The organism is Pseudomonas sp. BT76 TE3572, from assembly GCF_050435365.1.
Lineage (GTDB): Bacteria > Pseudomonadota > Gammaproteobacteria > Pseudomonadales > Pseudomonadaceae > Aquipseudomonas > Aquipseudomonas fluorescens_W.
Genome location: NZ_JBNDKE010000001.1, coordinates 2,712,881 through 2,729,160, shown reverse-complemented (window position 1 = coordinate 2,729,160; position 16,280 = coordinate 2,712,881). Strand labels below are relative to the sequence as shown.

Annotated in this window: 16 protein-coding genes; 13 read left to right on the top strand and 3 right to left on the bottom strand. The window is 59.9% G+C overall.

Annotated elements, in window-relative coordinates; translation table 11 throughout:
- The first annotated feature begins 76 nt into the window (after positions 1-76).
- The 3 genes from ABH912_RS12500 to ABH912_RS12490 all read left to right on the top strand — a co-directional run bounded on the left by ABH912_RS12500 (position 77) and on the right by ABH912_RS12490 (position 2,319).
- Positions 77-1,045 (top strand): GTP 3',8-cyclase MoaA, encoded by a 969-nt coding sequence (locus ABH912_RS12500; RefSeq protein WP_033056961.1) that lies wholly within the window; start codon positions 77-79, stop codon positions 1,043-1,045.
- 87 nt (positions 1,046-1,132) lie between these two features.
- Positions 1,133-1,741 carry a DUF4823 domain-containing protein gene (locus ABH912_RS12495; RefSeq protein ID WP_033056964.1) on the top strand — a complete coding sequence of 203 codons (609 nt, stop codon included), beginning with the start codon at positions 1,133-1,135 and terminating at the stop codon, positions 1,739-1,741.
- A 17-nt stretch (positions 1,742-1,758) separates the two neighbouring features.
- A complete protein-coding gene (locus ABH912_RS12490; protein ID WP_046056103.1) occupies positions 1,759-2,319 on the top strand; it encodes a DUF1285 domain-containing protein in 561 nt (186 codons plus the stop codon).
- Between the two features lie 60 nt (positions 2,320-2,379).
- Here the strand turns inward: ABH912_RS12490 and ABH912_RS12485 are convergent, their stop codons facing one another.
- Complete coding sequence (locus ABH912_RS12485) at positions 2,380-3,252, bottom strand: esterase/lipase family protein (RefSeq protein ID WP_429510801.1); 873 nt, start codon at positions 3,250-3,252, stop codon at positions 2,380-2,382.
- 194 nt (positions 3,253-3,446) lie between these two features.
- Between ABH912_RS12485 and ABH912_RS12480 the strand changes: the two genes are divergently transcribed.
- The 10 genes from ABH912_RS12480 (at position 3,447) to ABH912_RS12435 (ending at position 14,387) form a co-directional block, all read left to right on the top strand.
- A complete protein-coding gene (locus ABH912_RS12480; RefSeq protein ID WP_046049087.1) occupies positions 3,447-4,163 on the top strand; it encodes a FadR/GntR family transcriptional regulator in 717 nt (238 codons plus the stop codon).
- Between the two features lie 26 nt (positions 4,164-4,189).
- Positions 4,190-5,065: an SMP-30/gluconolactonase/LRE family protein gene (locus tag ABH912_RS12475; protein WP_429510800.1), complete on the top strand. Its 876-nt coding sequence runs from the start codon at positions 4,190-4,192 to the stop codon at positions 5,063-5,065.
- A gap of 198 nt (positions 5,066-5,263) precedes the next feature.
- Positions 5,264-6,082 carry an SDR family oxidoreductase gene (locus tag ABH912_RS12470; protein WP_429510799.1) on the top strand — a complete coding sequence of 273 codons (819 nt, stop codon included), beginning with the start codon at positions 5,264-5,266 and terminating at the stop codon, positions 6,080-6,082.
- A gap of 121 nt (positions 6,083-6,203) precedes the next feature.
- The gene (locus ABH912_RS12465) at positions 6,204-7,208 is read left to right on the top strand and encodes a substrate-binding domain-containing protein (protein ID WP_429510798.1); all 1,005 of its coding nucleotides are present in this window, start codon (positions 6,204-6,206) and stop codon (positions 7,206-7,208) included.
- A gap of 65 nt (positions 7,209-7,273) precedes the next feature.
- Entirely contained in the window at positions 7,274-8,818 is a 1,545-nt protein-coding gene (araG, locus tag ABH912_RS12460) for an L-arabinose ABC transporter ATP-binding protein AraG (protein WP_033056976.1), read from the top strand.
- A 9-nt stretch (positions 8,819-8,827) separates the two neighbouring features.
- A complete protein-coding gene (gene araH, locus ABH912_RS12455) occupies positions 8,828-9,796 on the top strand; it encodes an L-arabinose ABC transporter permease AraH (RefSeq protein WP_076028213.1) in 969 nt (322 codons plus the stop codon).
- A 273-nt stretch (positions 9,797-10,069) separates the two neighbouring features.
- On the top strand, positions 10,070-10,783 hold the full coding sequence (locus ABH912_RS12450) for a GntR family transcriptional regulator (RefSeq protein WP_033056978.1): 714 nt from the start codon (positions 10,070-10,072) through the stop codon (positions 10,781-10,783).
- The gene (locus ABH912_RS12445; protein ID WP_033056980.1) at positions 10,780-11,778 is read left to right on the top strand and encodes an ADP-ribosylglycohydrolase family protein; all 999 of its coding nucleotides are present in this window, start codon (positions 10,780-10,782) and stop codon (positions 11,776-11,778) included. The genes ABH912_RS12450 and ABH912_RS12445 overlap by 4 nt, the downstream gene beginning before the upstream one ends.
- 220 nt (positions 11,779-11,998) lie before the next feature.
- A complete protein-coding gene (locus ABH912_RS12440; protein WP_033056982.1) occupies positions 11,999-13,465 on the top strand; it encodes a purine-cytosine permease family protein in 1,467 nt (488 codons plus the stop codon).
- Positions 13,458-14,387, top strand: a complete 930-nt coding sequence (locus ABH912_RS12435; protein ID WP_429510797.1) for a PfkB family carbohydrate kinase — start codon at positions 13,458-13,460, stop codon at positions 14,385-14,387. The genes ABH912_RS12440 and ABH912_RS12435 overlap by 8 nt, the downstream gene beginning before the upstream one ends.
- Positions 14,388-14,546: 159 nt before the next feature.
- Here ABH912_RS12435 and ABH912_RS12430 read toward each other — a convergent pair whose 3' ends face one another.
- Together ABH912_RS12430 and ABH912_RS12425 are read right to left on the bottom strand one after the other, a co-directional pair.
- A complete protein-coding gene (locus ABH912_RS12430) occupies positions 14,547-14,801 on the bottom strand; it encodes a hypothetical protein (RefSeq protein ID WP_033056985.1) in 255 nt (84 codons plus the stop codon).
- 101 nt (positions 14,802-14,902) lie between these two features.
- Entirely contained in the window at positions 14,903-16,108 is a 1,206-nt protein-coding gene (locus tag ABH912_RS12425) for an MFS transporter (protein WP_429510796.1), read from the bottom strand.
- Positions 16,109-16,280: the final 172 nt, after the last annotated feature.

Genomic DNA, 16,280 nt, shown 5'->3' with positions numbered 1-16,280 from the left:
CAGGCATAGGACTTGCTAAAACTTGATTTGTGAGTCAAGTTTTAGCGGTCCGAATATTCTTCCGCCGGAGTAGTCCATGATCGTTGACCGTCAAGGCAGGCGTTTTCGCAATTTGCGAATCAGTCTGACTTCAGCCTGCAATTACGCTTGTACCTACTGCGTGCCCAACGGCAAGCGGTTGGTCGCTGCGCAGGATGAATTGTCGGCCGAGGCCATGGCGCGTGGCGTGGCCTATCTGATCGAGGCCGCCGGCATCGAGCGTTTGCGCATCACCGGCGGCGAGCCGCTGGTCAGCCCCAAACTCGAAACCTTCATGACTGCCGTCGGGCAGATGGGCCTGGCGGACATCAGCCTGACCACCAACGGTCAGCTGCTGGCGAAGAAACTGCCGCTGCTGGTGGATGCCGGCATTCGTCGCATCAACGTTTCCCTCGATACCCTGGATGCCAGCGCCTTTCGCAGCATTGCCCGTGGCGGCGATCTGGCAACAGTGCTCGACGGTATGGATCAGGCCAGCGCCGCCGGCCTGAAGATCAAGGTCAATATGGTGCCGCTGCGTGGGCAGAACCTCGATCAAGTGATGCCGCTACTCGATTACTGTCTGGAGCGCGGCTATGAGCTTCGCTTCATTGAGTTGATGCGCATGGGTCACCTGGCCAGCGACTCCAATGCTTTCCTGCAACAGTTTGTCAGCCTCCAGCAGTTGCTCAGCCTGATCGGCGAGCGCTACGAATACCTTCAGGCCGATGCGCCGGTAGACGCCACCGCTGTGCGTTACCAGATTCCGGGGCAGGGCTACTTCGGCGTTATCGCCAACGAAAGCGTTCCTTTCTGCCGCACCTGTTCGCGGCTGCGTCTGTCCTCCACGGGCTGGCTGCACGGCTGTTTGTCGTCGAGCAACCGCCACTATGTCGGCGACCTGCTGGACAAGCCCCGTCATCAAGCGTTGCCCGCCTTGCAGAGACTCTTGGTGAAAGCCTTGGGGGATAAGCAGGAAGTGGCATTTTCCGGTGGCGCTACCGTGATGAAAATCATCGGCGGCTAAACTCCGATCCTGCCACGCCGAAATGGCGCGGAAGCTGCATCCCATGGCCATTCGCCGGTTTTCCGTCACCGGCCTCTGGAGGGTAGGATGCGTAGCCTGGTTTTGCTGCTGGCCGTTTTGGCGCTTGGTGGCTGCATGAATGTCAGCGATCTGGCTGAAGGGACTCGCTACCACATGAGCGACGCGGGGTTGCTCGACCATAGCGACAGCCGCCGTGTGAATAACCTGCGCATTCAACCGGACTCATTCGTCTATATCGCCCAGGGCGCCTTTGTGCCGCCAGGCAGTACTGTCTACCCACGACCTAACGTGATTGCCGAAGTCGCCTTCGATGGTTTTGTCGAATACTTCCCCATGGTCCGCCGCGCCCGTGCCCCGGAAGGTCTTGATCAAGCCATGGGCGAAGCCCGTGCCGCCGGTGCCCATTACCTGCTCTATACCCGGTTCGCCAAGTCTGATGACCGTATCGGCAACTCGGACGAGTGGCTCGATCAGGAAGCCCTGGATCGCCTCGGTATCGACGGTGGTGTCATTCAAATCATGTTGATCGAGACCAGCACCCAGTATTTGATTGATACTGCACGCATCAAGGGTCGTGGCGGTTTACTGACGTTCCACGACAAAAAGCCAGAAGACCTGATGGGCCCGCCGCTGGAACAATACGCGCGCAGCCTGCTGGGGCTCAGCGATCAGTAATTCAAAAGGAGAACGCCATGAGTGGCCCGCAAAAAGCCAACGATCTGTTGGGGCAAATCCCCAAAACCAAAGGCTTGCCGCCGGTTCACCTGTGGAACCCCGACTTCTGCGGCGACATTGACATGCGGATCGCCCGTGACGGCACCTGGTATTACCTGGGCACGCCGATCGGACGCAAGCCGATGGTCAAGCTGTTCTCCACCATCATTCGTCGCGATGGTGACGATTACTTCCTCATCACCCCGGTCGAGAAGGTTGGCATCAAGGTCGACGACGCGCCCTTCGTGGCGATTGCCGTGGAGGTTGAAGGCGAGGGTGAAACCCAGGTCTTGCGCTTCACCACCAATGTTGACGAGACCGCCGAGGCCGGCCCCGAACACCCCATGCGCGTGGTGATCGACCCGGTCACGCAGGAGCCGGCGCCCTACGTGCATGTGCGCACCAACCTTGAAGCCCTGATCCATCGCAACGTGTTCTACCAACTGGTGGAGCTGGCCGTCACCCGCGAGATCGACGGGCAGCGCTGGTTAGGCGTGTGGAGCGCTGGCGAGTTCTTCCCCATCGGGCTTGAGCCGTAAATCGCCAGGTTGCTGTGTTCTGAAAAATGGCCCGCTATTCAAGCGGGCCATTTTTTTTGCCTACAAACCTTTGTCCTTGAGCCGAGCAGCATGTTCAAGATAGAGGTGGACCGGGCTGACGTTCCAGCTCGTGATCCCGGCCATTTGATTGACTGCGTCGAAATGGTCCATCGGGTAATCCGAACGAATGACTTTGCCCAGGTGCGAGCTGTACTGTCCGACGAGCCCATCGTTGGCGTGTTTCTCTTTATAAAAAAACTTCGACAACACGATACAACTCAAGTGGGACGGATCGAGCGGTTGCAGACTTTGAAAGTTTTGCAGGATCCCGCTCCAGGAGTAGTAGTACACGCCGTTTTCAATTTCGTTGCCTTCCCCGCCCCAATGTTGCGGTAGCCCTTGCGGGTACTTGAGATTGAAAGCGGCCAATCCTGCGCTGGTCAGGGATTCGAAAGCCGCTTGAGCGTCCTGAGGGTTTTCCGGATGGTCGCTGATCAACGAAATCAAGGTGCCGACTGCTTTGAACAGAACCAGTACGAGCGCTTCGGGCAACTCCCCAGGCGTCAGCGCCTTATGCAATTGGTCGGCAATCTCGGAGCCATGATTGGGGCAGCTGACAGAAGTGACTGACGCGACCTTTTCCGGGTGTAGCGCCGCTACGTAGCGTGCAGCCAATGGACCTTGGCTGTGGCCGATCAGGTTGACCTTGGCCGCTCCCGTTTCCAGCAGTATTCGATTGACGTGTTCGAGCAGTTTTTTACCGCGCTCCTCGTTTCCGTTAACAGAGGGGATGTTAACGGCAAACACCTTGGCCCCAGCGTGTTCCAGCGCTTCCTTGATCTCGAAGAAGTAGGGATAACCGGCAATTTTATCGAAGCCAAACAGGCCGTGGACCAAAACAATCGGGTATTGCGTAGACGCATCCATGTTCATGCTTATACCTGTCGATAGCGGACTTTAGTTACGCTTGATCTGTCGCGGCTAACCGTAGGTCACAACGTAGGTTCGTTCAAATCGCTCGCCTGAACGCCGTCAGACAGAAAAATCAAATTGACACCCAATCATATGATGATTAGCGTAAGCATCCATCGCGAACGGCTTTGTGCCGTCCCTGAATCGAGGTGTCCATGTCCAGCAGTTTTCATGCGTCGACGGTCGATTGGCTGGGTTGCTGGATCGCCACGGGGCAGGTCAAACCGGGCGAGACGCTCAAGGTCGAAGCCGACCTGGGCGAGCAACTCGGTGTCAGCCGCACCGTTATCCGCGAGGCCATCAAAACCCTGGTCGCCAAGGGCATGCTCGAAGTCGGGCCGAAGGTTGGCACGCGAGTGTTGCCGGTGCGTCGCTGGAACCTCTTCGATCCGCAAGTCGTAGGCTGGCTGTCACGCAGCGGCTTGCCGGAAAACTTCGTCGACGACTTGCTCGACCTGCGCCGCACCATCGAACCCATGGCCGTACGCTGGGCTTGTGAGCGCGCTACCGTCGAGCAGGTTCACGCCATCCTTCAGGCTTACAACGCATTGGAGCGGGCAGTGGACAGCGGCGTCGATTACAACCGCGCTGACCAGTTCTTCCACGAGTGCATCCTCGCGGCCAGCCACAATCAATTCATCGAACAAATGGTCCCGGCCCTCGGCGCGCTGCTGGCGGTGTCTTTTGAAGTGTCCGCCGCCGACCCGGACGAACTGCGCCGCACGCTACCGATACACAAAGACATGGCCGAGGCCATCGCCGCCCGGGATGCCGCGCGGGGCGTCTGGGCCTGCATGACCCTGATCGATAACGCCGACCTGGCCATCAAGCGTTTCTACCCGCAAGTCATGGCCGACAAGAAGGCCAGCTGACAACAAATAAGAAAGCAGGAGGTTTCATGACGTGGACTGCGGTTACCGAACACCGGGCACGACTGGGTGAAGGCCCCTTCTGGGATGCGCCGACCCAGGCGCTGTACTGGGTTGATATCGCTGGTCAACAGGCGCTGCGGCTGATGGGTGCCAACGTGCAGATCTGGCAGATGCCCGAGCATGTGTCTGCCTTCATCCCCTGCGAAAGCGGCGATGCGCTGGTGACGTTGAACAGCGGCGTGTATCGACTCGATCTCGATTCCCCCGGCCTGGAGCCGCGACTGACTTTGCTCTGTGTCGCCGATCCACAACCCGGCAATCGCGCCAATGAAGCCCGCTGCGATGCTCAGGGCCGGCTCTGGCTCGGCACCATGCAGAACAACATCGGCGAGCAGGGCGAAGACGTGCCCATCGTGCGGCGTTCCGGTGGCCTGTTTCGCATCGATCGCGATGCTCGGGTCACGCCGTTGCTTCGAGGGTTGGGCATCCCGAACACCTTGCTGTGGAGCGACGACGCGACCACCGTGTATTTCGCCGACAGCCTCGACAAAACGCTCTACCAGTATTTTATCCGCACCGACGGTAACCTCGACCCGGCCCGGGTCTGGTTCGAACCACATGAACGCGGCGTGCCGGATGGCTCGGCGATGGATGCCGAAGGTTACCTCTGGAACGCCCGCTGGGATGGCAGCTGTCTGTTCAGGTTGACCCCGGACGGACAGGTTGATCGCGTGATCGAGCTGCCCATCAGCCGCCCCACCAGCTGCGTATTCGGGGGGGAAGACCTGAAAACCCTGTACATCACCAGCGCCGCGAGCCCGCTCAACCATCCGTTGGACGGCGCGTTGTTGTCGATTCAAGTCGATGTGCCCGGAAAAGCCTGTACTCGGTTTGCGGGATGATTCCCAAAATATGGGATGTAAAATTATATATTGAGATTATTTGGCGGTCGGGTTTATAGTCGGCTCCATCAGTTACACGCACTCACACTTAAAAAAACAAAACAGGTGAAGTGATGCAGCGATTTTCCAAAAAGCCTTTTGACCGGACATCGACAGATGCCCGGTTTTTGGCGTGCCTTCAAAAAGGAGTTTTGATCCATGGCTGAACCTCTATCCTTGCCACCGGTGCCCGAACCACCGAAGGGTGAGCGCCTGAAAAACAAGGTCGTGCTGCTGACCGGCGCCGCTCAGGGTATTGGCGAGGCGATTGTCGCGACCTTTGCTTCCCAGCAGGCCAAGCTGATCATCAGCGATATCCAGGGAGAGAAAGTCGAAAAAGTCGCAGCTCACTGGCGCGACAAAGGCTTCGACGTTCAGGCAATCAAGGCTGACGTTTCCAGCCAGCAAGACCTGCACGCCATGGCCAGACTGGCGATCGAGCTGCACGGTCGGATCGACGTGCTGGTCAATTGCGCCGGGGTCAACGTGTTCCGCGATCCACTGGAAATGACCGAAGAAGACTGGCGCCGTTGCTTCGCCATCGACCTGGACGGCGCCTGGTATGGCTGCAAAGCGGTATTGCCGCAAATGATCGAGCAGGGCATCGGCAGCATCATCAACATCGCCTCGACCCATTCAACTCACATTATTCCCGGTTGCTTCCCGTACCCGGTGGCCAAGCACGGTTTGCTCGGCCTGACCCGCGCCCTGGGCATCGAATACGCGCCGAAGGGCATTCGCGTCAACGCCATCGCGCCGGGTTACATCGAAACCCAACTGAACGTCGATTACTGGAACGGTTTTGCCGATCCGTATGCCGAGCGTCAGCGCGCTTTCGATCTGCATCCGCCACGTCGCATCGGTCAGCCGATTGAAGTGGCGATGACCGCTGTTTTCCTGGCCAGCGATGAAGCGCCGTTCATCAATGCCTCGTGCATCACCATCGATGGTGGTCGCTCGGTCATGTATCACGACTGAGTCAATCGGGTTTCAGGCGCGGAACTACGTCTGAAATTCAATCATCATATGATATGACTATTAGCTGCACAGTTTGATTGGCTTTCAAATAACGCTCAAAAAAATAACAAGGAGTCAGCTTATGAATCGTCGTCGTGGGATCCGTTCCCTGTGCTGTGCCGCTTTGGCGGTCACCGCGGTCAGCCTGAGCAGTACGTTGCTGGCGGCCGAGGAAGTGAAGATCGGTTTCCTGGTCAAGCAGGCGGAAGAGCCCTGGTTCCAGACCGAATGGGCATTTGCCGAAAAGGCCGGGAAAGAGAAGGGCTTCACCGTCATCAAGATTGCCGTGCCTGACGGCGAGAAAACCCTCTCGGCCATCGACAGCCTCGCCGCCAACGGTGCCAAGGGCTTTGTGATCTGCCCGCCAGACGTATCCCTAGGCCCGGCGATCATGGCCAAAGCCAAACTCAACGGTTTGAAAGTCATCGCTGTCGATGACCGCTTTGTCGATGCCGGCGGCAAGTTCATGGAAGACGTTCCGTACCTCGGCATGGCCGCGTTCGAAGTCGGCCAGAAGCAGGGCAGCGCCATGGCCACCGAAGCGAAGAAACGCGGCTGGGACTGGAAAGACACCTACGCGGTGATCAACACCTTCAACGAACTCGACACCGGCAAGAAACGCACCGACGGTTCGGTCAAAGCGCTGGAAGACGCCGGCATGCCGAAAGACCACATTCTGTTCTCGGCGCTGAAAACCCTCGACGTACCCGGCAGCATGGACGCCACCAACTCGGCGCTGGTGAAACTGCCGAGCGCGGCGAAAAACCTGATCATTGGCGGCATGAACGACAACACCGTACTGGGCGGCGTGCGCGCCACCGAGAGCGCCGGTTTTGCCGCGGCCAATGTGATCGGCATCGGCATCAACGGCACCGACGCCATCGGCGAATTGAAGAAGGCCAACAGCGGCTTCTTCGGCTCGATGCTGCCGAGCCCGCACATCGAGGGCTACAACACCGCGAGCATGATGCACGAGTGGGTCACCACCGGCAAAGAACCGCCGAAGTACACCGCGATGGACGACGTGACACTGATCACTCGCGAGAACTTCAAGCAGGAACTGGAAAAGATCGGCCTCTGGAACTGAGGCACGGTTGATTTCATCGGTGGCCCTGGCGACGGGGCTGCCTGATCTGTGTGAAGAGGTGGGTTATGCACGCGCAATCAAAAACACAACAACACAATGCCGGCGGCAGCTTGCGCTTCAACGGGATCGGCAAGACCTTTCCCGGGGTGAAGGCACTGGATGGCATCAGCTTCGTCGCCCACCCGGGGCAGGTTCACGCCTTGATGGGCGAGAACGGCGCCGGCAAATCGACTCTGCTGAAAATCCTCGGCGGTGCTTACACCCCGAGCAGCGGCGACCTGCAGATCGGCGAGCAAGCGATGGTCTTCAAGTCCACCGCCGACAGCATCGGCAGTGGCGTCGCCGTGATCCATCAAGAGCTGCACCTGGTCCCGGAAATGACCGTGGCAGAGAACTTGTTCCTGGGGCATCTGCCGGCCAGTTTCGGCCTGATCAATCGCGGCGCGTTGCGGCAACAGGCATTGGCCTGCCTCAAGGGCCTGGCCGATGAAATCGATCCGCAAGAGAAAGTAGGGCGCTTGTCCCTCGGTCAGCGGCAACTGGTAGAAATCGCCAAGGCCTTGTCCCGTGGTGCGCATGTGATCGCGTTCGACGAACCGACCAGCAGCCTGTCGGCGCGGGAGATTGATCGCTTGATGGCGATCATCGGTCGCCTGCGCGACGAAGGCAAAGTGGTGCTTTACGTCTCCCACCGGATGGAAGAAGTGTTCCGCATCTGCAACGCGGTGACGGTGTTCAAGGACGGTCGCTTTGTGCGTACTTTCGAGGACATGAGCGAACTGACTCACGATCAGTTGGTGACTTGCATGGTCGGTCGCGACATTCAGGACATCTACGATTACCGCCACCGTCAGCGTGGCGCGGTGGCGCTCAAGGTCGACGGTTTGCTGGGGCCGGGTTTGCGTGAGCCGGTGAGTTTCGAGGTGCACAAAGGCGAGATTCTCGGATTGTTCGGTTTGGTCGGCGCCGGTCGCACCGAGCTGTTCCGCATGCTCAGTGGCCTTGAGCGCAACACTGCCGGACGCCTGGAATTGCGCGGTCATGAACTGAAGTTGCGTTCACCCCGCGATGCGATTGCCGCCGGGATTCTGCTGTGCCCCGAGGACCGCAAGAAAGAGGGCATTCTGCCGCTCGCCAGCGTCGCCGAGAACATCAACATCAGCGCCCGCGGCGCCCATTCCACCTTCGGCTGCCTGTTGCGTGGCTTGTGGGAGAAGGACAACGCCGACAAGCAGATCAAGGCGCTGAAAGTGAAGACCCCCAACGCGGCGCAGAAAATCATGTACCTGTCCGGCGGCAATCAGCAGAAGGCCATTCTCGGCCGCTGGCTGTCGATGCCGATGAAAGTCCTGCTGCTCGACGAACCGACTCGCGGTATCGACATCGGCGCCAAAGCCGAGATCTACCAGATCATCCACAACCTGGCCGCCAGCGGCATCGCGGTGATCGTGGTCTCCAGCGACCTGATGGAAGTGATGGGTATTTCCGACCGCATCCTGGTGCTCTGCGAAGGCGCGATGCGCGGCGAGTTGTCTCGCGCAGAGGCCAATGAATCCAACCTGCTGCAACTGGCTTTGCCGCGCCAACGCGCTGACGGCGTGGCGAACTGAGAGGTGACTATGACAATTCAAAACAATGCTTTGCCCACCCAACGCAAACCTCTGGACCTGCGGCGCTTTCTCGATGACTGGGTGATGCTGCTGGCGGCCGTCGGGATCTTCGTGCTCTGCACCTTGCTGATCGACAACTTCCTCTCGCCGCTGAACATGCGCGGCCTGGGCCTGGCGATTTCGACGACCGGGATTGCCGCTTGCACCATGTTGTATTGCCTGGCGTCCGGGCATTTCGATTTGTCGGTGGGCTCGGTGATTGCCTGCGCTGGTGTGGTTGCAGCGGTGGTGATGCGCGACACCGACAGCGTGTTTCTCGGTGTGGCGGCGGCGCTGTTCATGGGGCTGATCGTCGGGTTGATCAACGGCATCGTGATCGCCAAGCTGCGGGTCAATGCGTTGATCACCACGCTGGCGACCATGCAGATCGTTCGCGGTCTGGCTTACATCTTCGCCAACGGCAAAGCGGTGGGCGTGTCGCAAGAGCAGTTCTTCGTCTTCGGCAATGGCCAGTTGTTGGGTGTGCCGGTGCCGATCCTGATCACCATCGTTTGCTTCCTGTTTTTCGGCTGGCTGCTGAATTACACCACCTACGGGCGCAACACTATGGCCATCGGCGGTAACCAGGAAGCGGCGCTGCTGGCGGGGGTAAACGTTGATCGGACCAAGATCATTATCTTTGCCGTGCACGGGTTGATCGGGGCGTTGGCCGGGGTGATCCTGGCGTCGCGCATGACGTCGGGCCAGCCGATGATTGGCCAGGGTTTTGAGCTGACGGTGATTTCTGCCTGTGTGTTGGGCGGGGTGTCGTTGAGCGGCGGGATCGGCATGATCCGGCATGTGATTGCCGGGGTGTTGATTCTGGCGATCATCGAGAATGCGATGAACCTGAAGAACATCGATACCTTCTACCAGTACGTGATTCGCGGTTCGATTTTGCTGTTGGCCGTGGTCATCGACCGCCTCAAACAACGCTGAGATCAAGATCCACCCCTCACCCCAGCCCTCTCCCCAGTGGGGAGAGGGGGAAAGGGAGCAGATCTTCAAGCCTTTCAAAACCTGAGTTCGACTTGCTATTTCAGGTCGCAGTAAATCCTCCAAACTCCTCGGTCAGCCCCCTCTACCCCTTGGGGAGAGGGTTGGGGTGAGGGGTGGATTCACCTGACACCCCACCTCCGAACATCCCACCTCCCGTCACTTCCCTGAAATATTCCTTGCCCGCCCAACCCCGTTTCAGGTATTTCGTTGTACATGATTAGACAGGTACGATTTGACAAGAAACAACGGGTGGTCGACGAACTCATCCGGCGCATCGAAAGCGGCCTCATGGAGGACGGCTTTCTGTTGCCGGGCGAGCATCAATTGGCTCAAGAATTCAAAGTCAGCCGCGGCACGCTGCGCGAAGCCCTGGCTGAATTGAAACGGCGCAACTACATCGCGACGCAAAGCGGGGTGGGTTCCATCGTCACCTTCGACGGCGTGGTGCTTGATCAACGCAGCGGCTGGGCCCAGGCCCTGGCCGACAGCGGGGCGCTGATCAATACCGAAGTGCTGCGGCTGGAGGCGGTCACCCGTCCTGACCTGTTGCCGCGTTTCGGCACCGACCAATTCATCACCCTCGACCGCCGCCGCCGTTCCAACGAAGGCAAGCTGGTCTCCCTTGAACGCTCATTGATGCCCGCCACCGGAGGCCTGGAAAGCCTGCCGCGGGTCGGCCTTATCGACAACTCCCTGACCATTACCCTGGCCGCCTACGGCTATATCGGCGAGCGCGGCGATCAATGGATCGGCGCCGAACCCTTGAACGCCGAAGACGCCAAACTGCTCGGCCGTCCGGAAGGCACGGTGTTCCTCAAGGCCCTGCGTACCACCTACGACCGGCAAAACCGATTTATGGAACAGGTCGAAAGCCTGCTCGACCCGGTGCATTTTCGCCTGCACCTGCAATTTGGAGAGTCAAAGTGACCGCGCTCAATCGTGCATTGGGCGCGTTCTACGGACTGGCCCTGGGCGATGCGCTGGGCATGCCGACCCAATCCCTGAGCCGCGCCGAGATCAAGGTGCGCTTCGGCAAAATCACTGACCTGGAAGACGCAGGTCCCGATCAACCGATCGCCGCCAACATGCTCAAAGGCTCGATCACCGATGACACCGAACAGGCGATTCTGGTCGGCCAATTGCTGGTTGAAGGCCAGGGCCGGATTGAACCGTCCCTGCTAGCCCAGCGGTTGATCGAATGGGAAGCCGACATGCAGGCCAAGGGCTCGCAAGACTTGCTCGGCCCTTCGACCAAACGTGCCATCGAAATGATCCTCGCCGGCCACTCGCCGGAAGAAGCGGGGCGCTACGGCACCACCAATGGCGCGGCGATGCGCATCACGCCGGTGGGGATCGCGGCGGATGTCGCCAACCCTGAGCGTTTCATCAACGCTGTCGTGCAGGCTTGCCAGGTCACCCACAACACCACGCTGGGCATTTCCAGCGCGGCGGCGGTGGCGGCGGTGGTTTCGGCCGGTATCAACGGCATGGACCTGGGCGAAGCGTTGAACCTCGGCCAGCAAATCGCTCAGCAAGCTGAAAGCCACGGTTACTGGGTGGCTGGCGGACGCATCGCCTCGCGCATCAGCTGGGCGCGGACCATCAGTGTCGACAGCGACAAGGCATTGCTGGCGGATTTGATGTACGACGTGATCGGCACTTCGGTGGCGTCACAGGAATCGGTGGTGGTCTCGTTTGCCCTGGCCCAGCAAGTGGCTATCGGTGAAATGAACGCGTTCGAAGCGCTGTGCATGGCCGCCAGCCTTGGCGGCGACACCGACACCATCGCGGCGATTCTCGGCGCCATGCTCGGGGCCTGCCTGGGCCTTGAGAGTTGGCCGGCGGCGATGATCGACAAGGTCAAAACCGTTAACTCGCTGGAGTTGGAACCGTTGGTGCAGGGTCTACTGGCTTTGCGCTGACTGGACTGGCCTCTTCGCGAGCAGGCTCGCTCCTACAGGGATAGTGCAGGCCGCACGGTACACGCCGTACCTGTGGGAGCGAGCTTGCTCGCGATAGGCGCGCCGCCTACTTGAATTTTTCACCGCAATGGATCGCACAAACACGGCCAGGACCGCCGGGATGTTATGTCGACTTCCGCAATTGCCCACAACCACAACAAAGGCAACAGGAGCATTTCACATGAGTTCAACAAACGCCGGGCCAAGCGCCGGGCAACTGGAAACCCGTGGCATCGAACCGGTGCCGGAAGCAGAGTGCAACGGTCATCCGTTGCAACTGTTCTGGGTCTGGTTTGCTGCCAACATCTCCATCCTCGGCCTGCCGCTGGGTGCGACCCTTGTAGCCTTTCGCGGCTTGGCGATCTGGCAGGCGATCATCGTCGCGATCCTGGGGGCTGCCGGTTCCTTCGCGGTGGTCGGGATCATCTCCATTGCCGGTCGCCGTGGTCGCGCCCCGAGCCTGACGTTGTCGCGAGCGATCTTCGGCGTACGCGGCAACATCGGCCCGACCCTGGTCTCGCTGATGTCGCGTCTCGGCTGGGAAACCGTCAACACCACCACCGCCGCGTTCGTGTTGTTGTCGCTGTGCTCGATCCTGTTCGGCTCGCCGGTGGAAGCCAAAAGCGCGCCTGTGCTGACGTTGATCTTCATTGCGATTTTCGTGCTGCTGACCCTGTCGGTGTCGGGTCTTGGTCACGCCACCTTGCTGGTCATCCAGAAGTGGGCAACCTACGTGTTCGGTGCGCTGAACATTTTGGTCGGCGGTTTCCTCTGCGCCACCATCGACTGGAGCGCGGTGTTCAACGCCACACCGGCACCGCTGAGCGCGATGATTATCGGCGTCGGCACCATGGCTGCCGGCACCGGGATCGGTTGGGCCAACGCCGGTGCCGACATGTCGCGCTACCAGCACCGCAGCGTCAAAGCCGCACGCCTGGTGGCGTCGGCAGCGTTCGGCGCGGGGATTCCGCTGGTGCTGCTGATCACCCTCGGCGGTCTGCTGTCAGTGGGCAACAATGACCTGGCCTCCGCCACTGACCCGATCATTGCCATCCGCGACATGCTGCCGACCTGGATGGCCGTGCCGTACCTGATCACCGCGTTCGGCGGGTTGCTGCTGTCGAACAACCTGTCGGTGTACTCCGCCGGTTTGACCACGCTGACCCTCGGCCTGAAGGTCAAACGCGTTTACGCGGTGGTCGTCGACATCGTTGCGATTTTCGCCGGTTCGATCTATTTCATGCTGATCGCCGACAGTTTCTACGGCCCGTTCATTACCTTCATTTCGCTGCTGGCGGTGCCGATCACCGCGTGGGTCGGGATCTTCGTCGTCGACCTGATCCATCGTCATTACTACAGCCCCCAAGACCTGCTGGACGTCAGCCCGAGCAGCGCTTACTGGTACAGCGGCGGTATCGAGTGGCGTGCCTTCGGTGCATGGGCGGTGGCAATCGTGCTGGGCTTCAGCTTCACCACCATCGGCACCACCGAACAAACTGTCTGGTTCCGCGGTTTCCTGTCCGACTCTTGGCTGGGCCATAACGGCCTCGGCTGGATCGTGACGTTCCTGGTGGCCGGCGGCATTTACTTTGTACTCGGCGGGGCCAAGGATCGCCGCGCTGCGTTGGTCGAGAACGCTCATGCCTAGATTGCTGCACACCGGCCAGGTCATGATCGACCTGGTCATGGCCGTGGATAAACTGCCGCATTCGGGCGGCGACGTGCTGGCGCAATCCGCCAGTTTCGAGGCTGGCGGCGGCTTCAATGTGATGGCTGCCGCCCAGCGCAATGGCTTGCCGGTGGTGTACCTCGGTCGCCACGGCACCGGGCGTTTCGGTGATCTTGCCCGTGAGGCGATGAACGCTGAAGGTATTCGGATCGGCATCACTCACCGCGCCGAACGGGATACGGGATTGTGCGTCGCGTTGACCGAAGCCTCGGCCGAGCGCAGTTTCATTTCCTATATCGGTGCTGAAGGTGAGCTGAATGCCGAGGATTTGGCCAGCGTGCCGGCCAGGGCGGGTGACTATGTCTACGTCAGCGGCTACAGCCTGCTGCATGGCGGCAAAGCCCGGGCACTGGTGGATTGGGTGCTGGATTTGCCGCGAGGAATCAACGTGGTGTTCGATCCGGGCCCACTGGTGGATTCACCGGATGAGCCGTTGATGCAAGCCTTGCTGGCGCGCATCGATCTATGGACCAGCAACAGTGTCGAGGCGTTGAAGTTTACCGGTGCGTCGGACATTGCCGAGGCCTTGAGCCGGTTGGCCGATCACCTGCCGGCCGACGTGTTGATGGTGGTGCGTGACGGCCCGCAAGGGTGCTGGATCAGCCAGCGCGGAGACCGCCAGCATGTGCCGGGTTTCAAGGTTGAGGCGGTGGACAGCAATGGCGCGGGGGATGCGCATGCCGGGGTATTTGTGGCCGAGTTGGCGCAAGGGTTGGTCCCGGTTGACGCGGCGCGGCGGGCTAATGCGGCGGCGGCGTTGGCGGTGACTCGATGGGGGCCGGCGACTTCGCCGGGGGCTGCGGAAGTGGATGCGTTAATCAGCCAGACCTCCGGCGCCTGATCGGCCGCCATCGCGAGCAGGCTCGCTCCTACACTGAATCTGTGAACGACACAAATCCCCTGTAGGAGCGAGCCTGCTCGCGATGAGGCCATAAGATTCAACATCAATCCTGACCTTACCTGGTCGCAGCCGCGCACGACTGCGACCTGATTCGTCTTGTTAAACGTCCAGCTTGCGCGCCGCCTCAACCCCTGCGGCACTGAGTTTGATCGGCAGGTTCAACGAGTGCTCACCGGCCTCGTTGCAGATCACATGACCATGCTGGATCAATCCACGATCCTGCAGCGTGGCGAGGGTGCTGGCCACGACTCTCTCCCCGCGGTAATTGTCCAGGACCTCTTTGCCCAAACCGCTTGGATGGGCATGCAGCAGACGGGTCAGGACTTCATTCTCAAGGTTTTTATCGGCGTTCATGGTTACCTCTTCGTGGTGTGGATAGGTCCATTTAATTAGAGTCCTTATCTGATATTGGTCAGCCCCCGATTTGGATTGGTGCCTGATGAACGACGAACGGTCTAGGCCTGCTGCAACGCTTTGCTGGTAACGGCCCGACGCCAGATCAGACGACCGACGCTGATCAGCCAATTCAATACAGCAACCCCTAACACCGTGAGCAACAGCGTCGCCATCCCCTGTTCCACGATGATTTTCCCGGCCAGCAACGGAAAGCCAAACACGCCGATAAAGTAGGACAGGCTGAACAGCAGCAAGGATTGCGCGGTGGTGCCGTTCGGTGCCTCGTTGGCCGCCAGGCCGTTGATCACCGAATAGGTCAGCCCGTAACCGACCCCGAGCATCACCGCCGCCAGCACGTAGCTGAAGCCGTCGTTGACCACAAAAGCGAACATCAGGATCGAGCCCATCATCAAGCCCGACAGCAGGCAGGACGCCCGGAACGGGTCGCGCTTGACCACGAAACCGGCGATCAGCATGCGGCTGCTGATCGCTGCGCTCATGAAGCCGAGGAAGAACAGTGAATAGTCGAGTGAACGCGCCGCCGCGTAACTGGTTTGAAAACTCGACAGACCGCCGAATACGCAGCCACCGAGGCCGACCATGATGATCGGGAACACCGCTCTGGACGACAGCACTTGCACCGCCGCACGCCAGGAAATTCGTGACACCGCTGCCGAGTGCCCCGGCGCTTTTTTCAGCTGCGAATCCAACCGCCAGAACAGCAGCACACCGATCAGGCTGGCCAGCGCCGCGAGGTGAAACGCCGCGGTGATCGGATACCCGAGGGCACTGGCAGCGCGGCCTAACAAGGGACCGCTGCCGATCCCGGTCATCATGCTGCCCGACAGCAGCGCAAAGTATTTCGCCCGTTGGGCAGGCGTTACCAGACTCGCCACAATGATCGGGCCGAGGGTATAGAACACGCCCCAACCCAGTCCCAGCAATAGCCCGAAAAACAACAGCAAATTGCCGAAGCCTGGCGCCAAGGCGAAGCCCAGGCTGGCGGCCACCAGCAGAATGCCGAACAACGCAATCGAACGCGCCGCGCCGAGCAAATCGGACAAGTGCCCGGAGACGATCACCGCTGCAAACGTACTGAGCATCGCCGCCGAAATAACACTGCCGGCATCGTGCTCGTTGCCGCCGCGGGAACCGATCAACAACGACAGCAAAAAGGTCGAGCCATAGGACAGCGACAGCAAATAGCTGGCCAGGCAAAACAGGCCGAACAATCTGCTGGAGACTTGAGGTGTTGCACTAGGCATGACGCGGTTCCTTGACCCGATAGAAGAGAGCTTCATCTATCTATCACGCAAGGCGCTGATGTCAGGTATGAGGTTATCGATTTCAGGGTTAGCGCTGGCCGGAGTAAAGCCTTGGGCGGGTTCGGCGGATGACGTTTTGGCTTTGCCATGTGACGAGCGACGCGCGCCGACT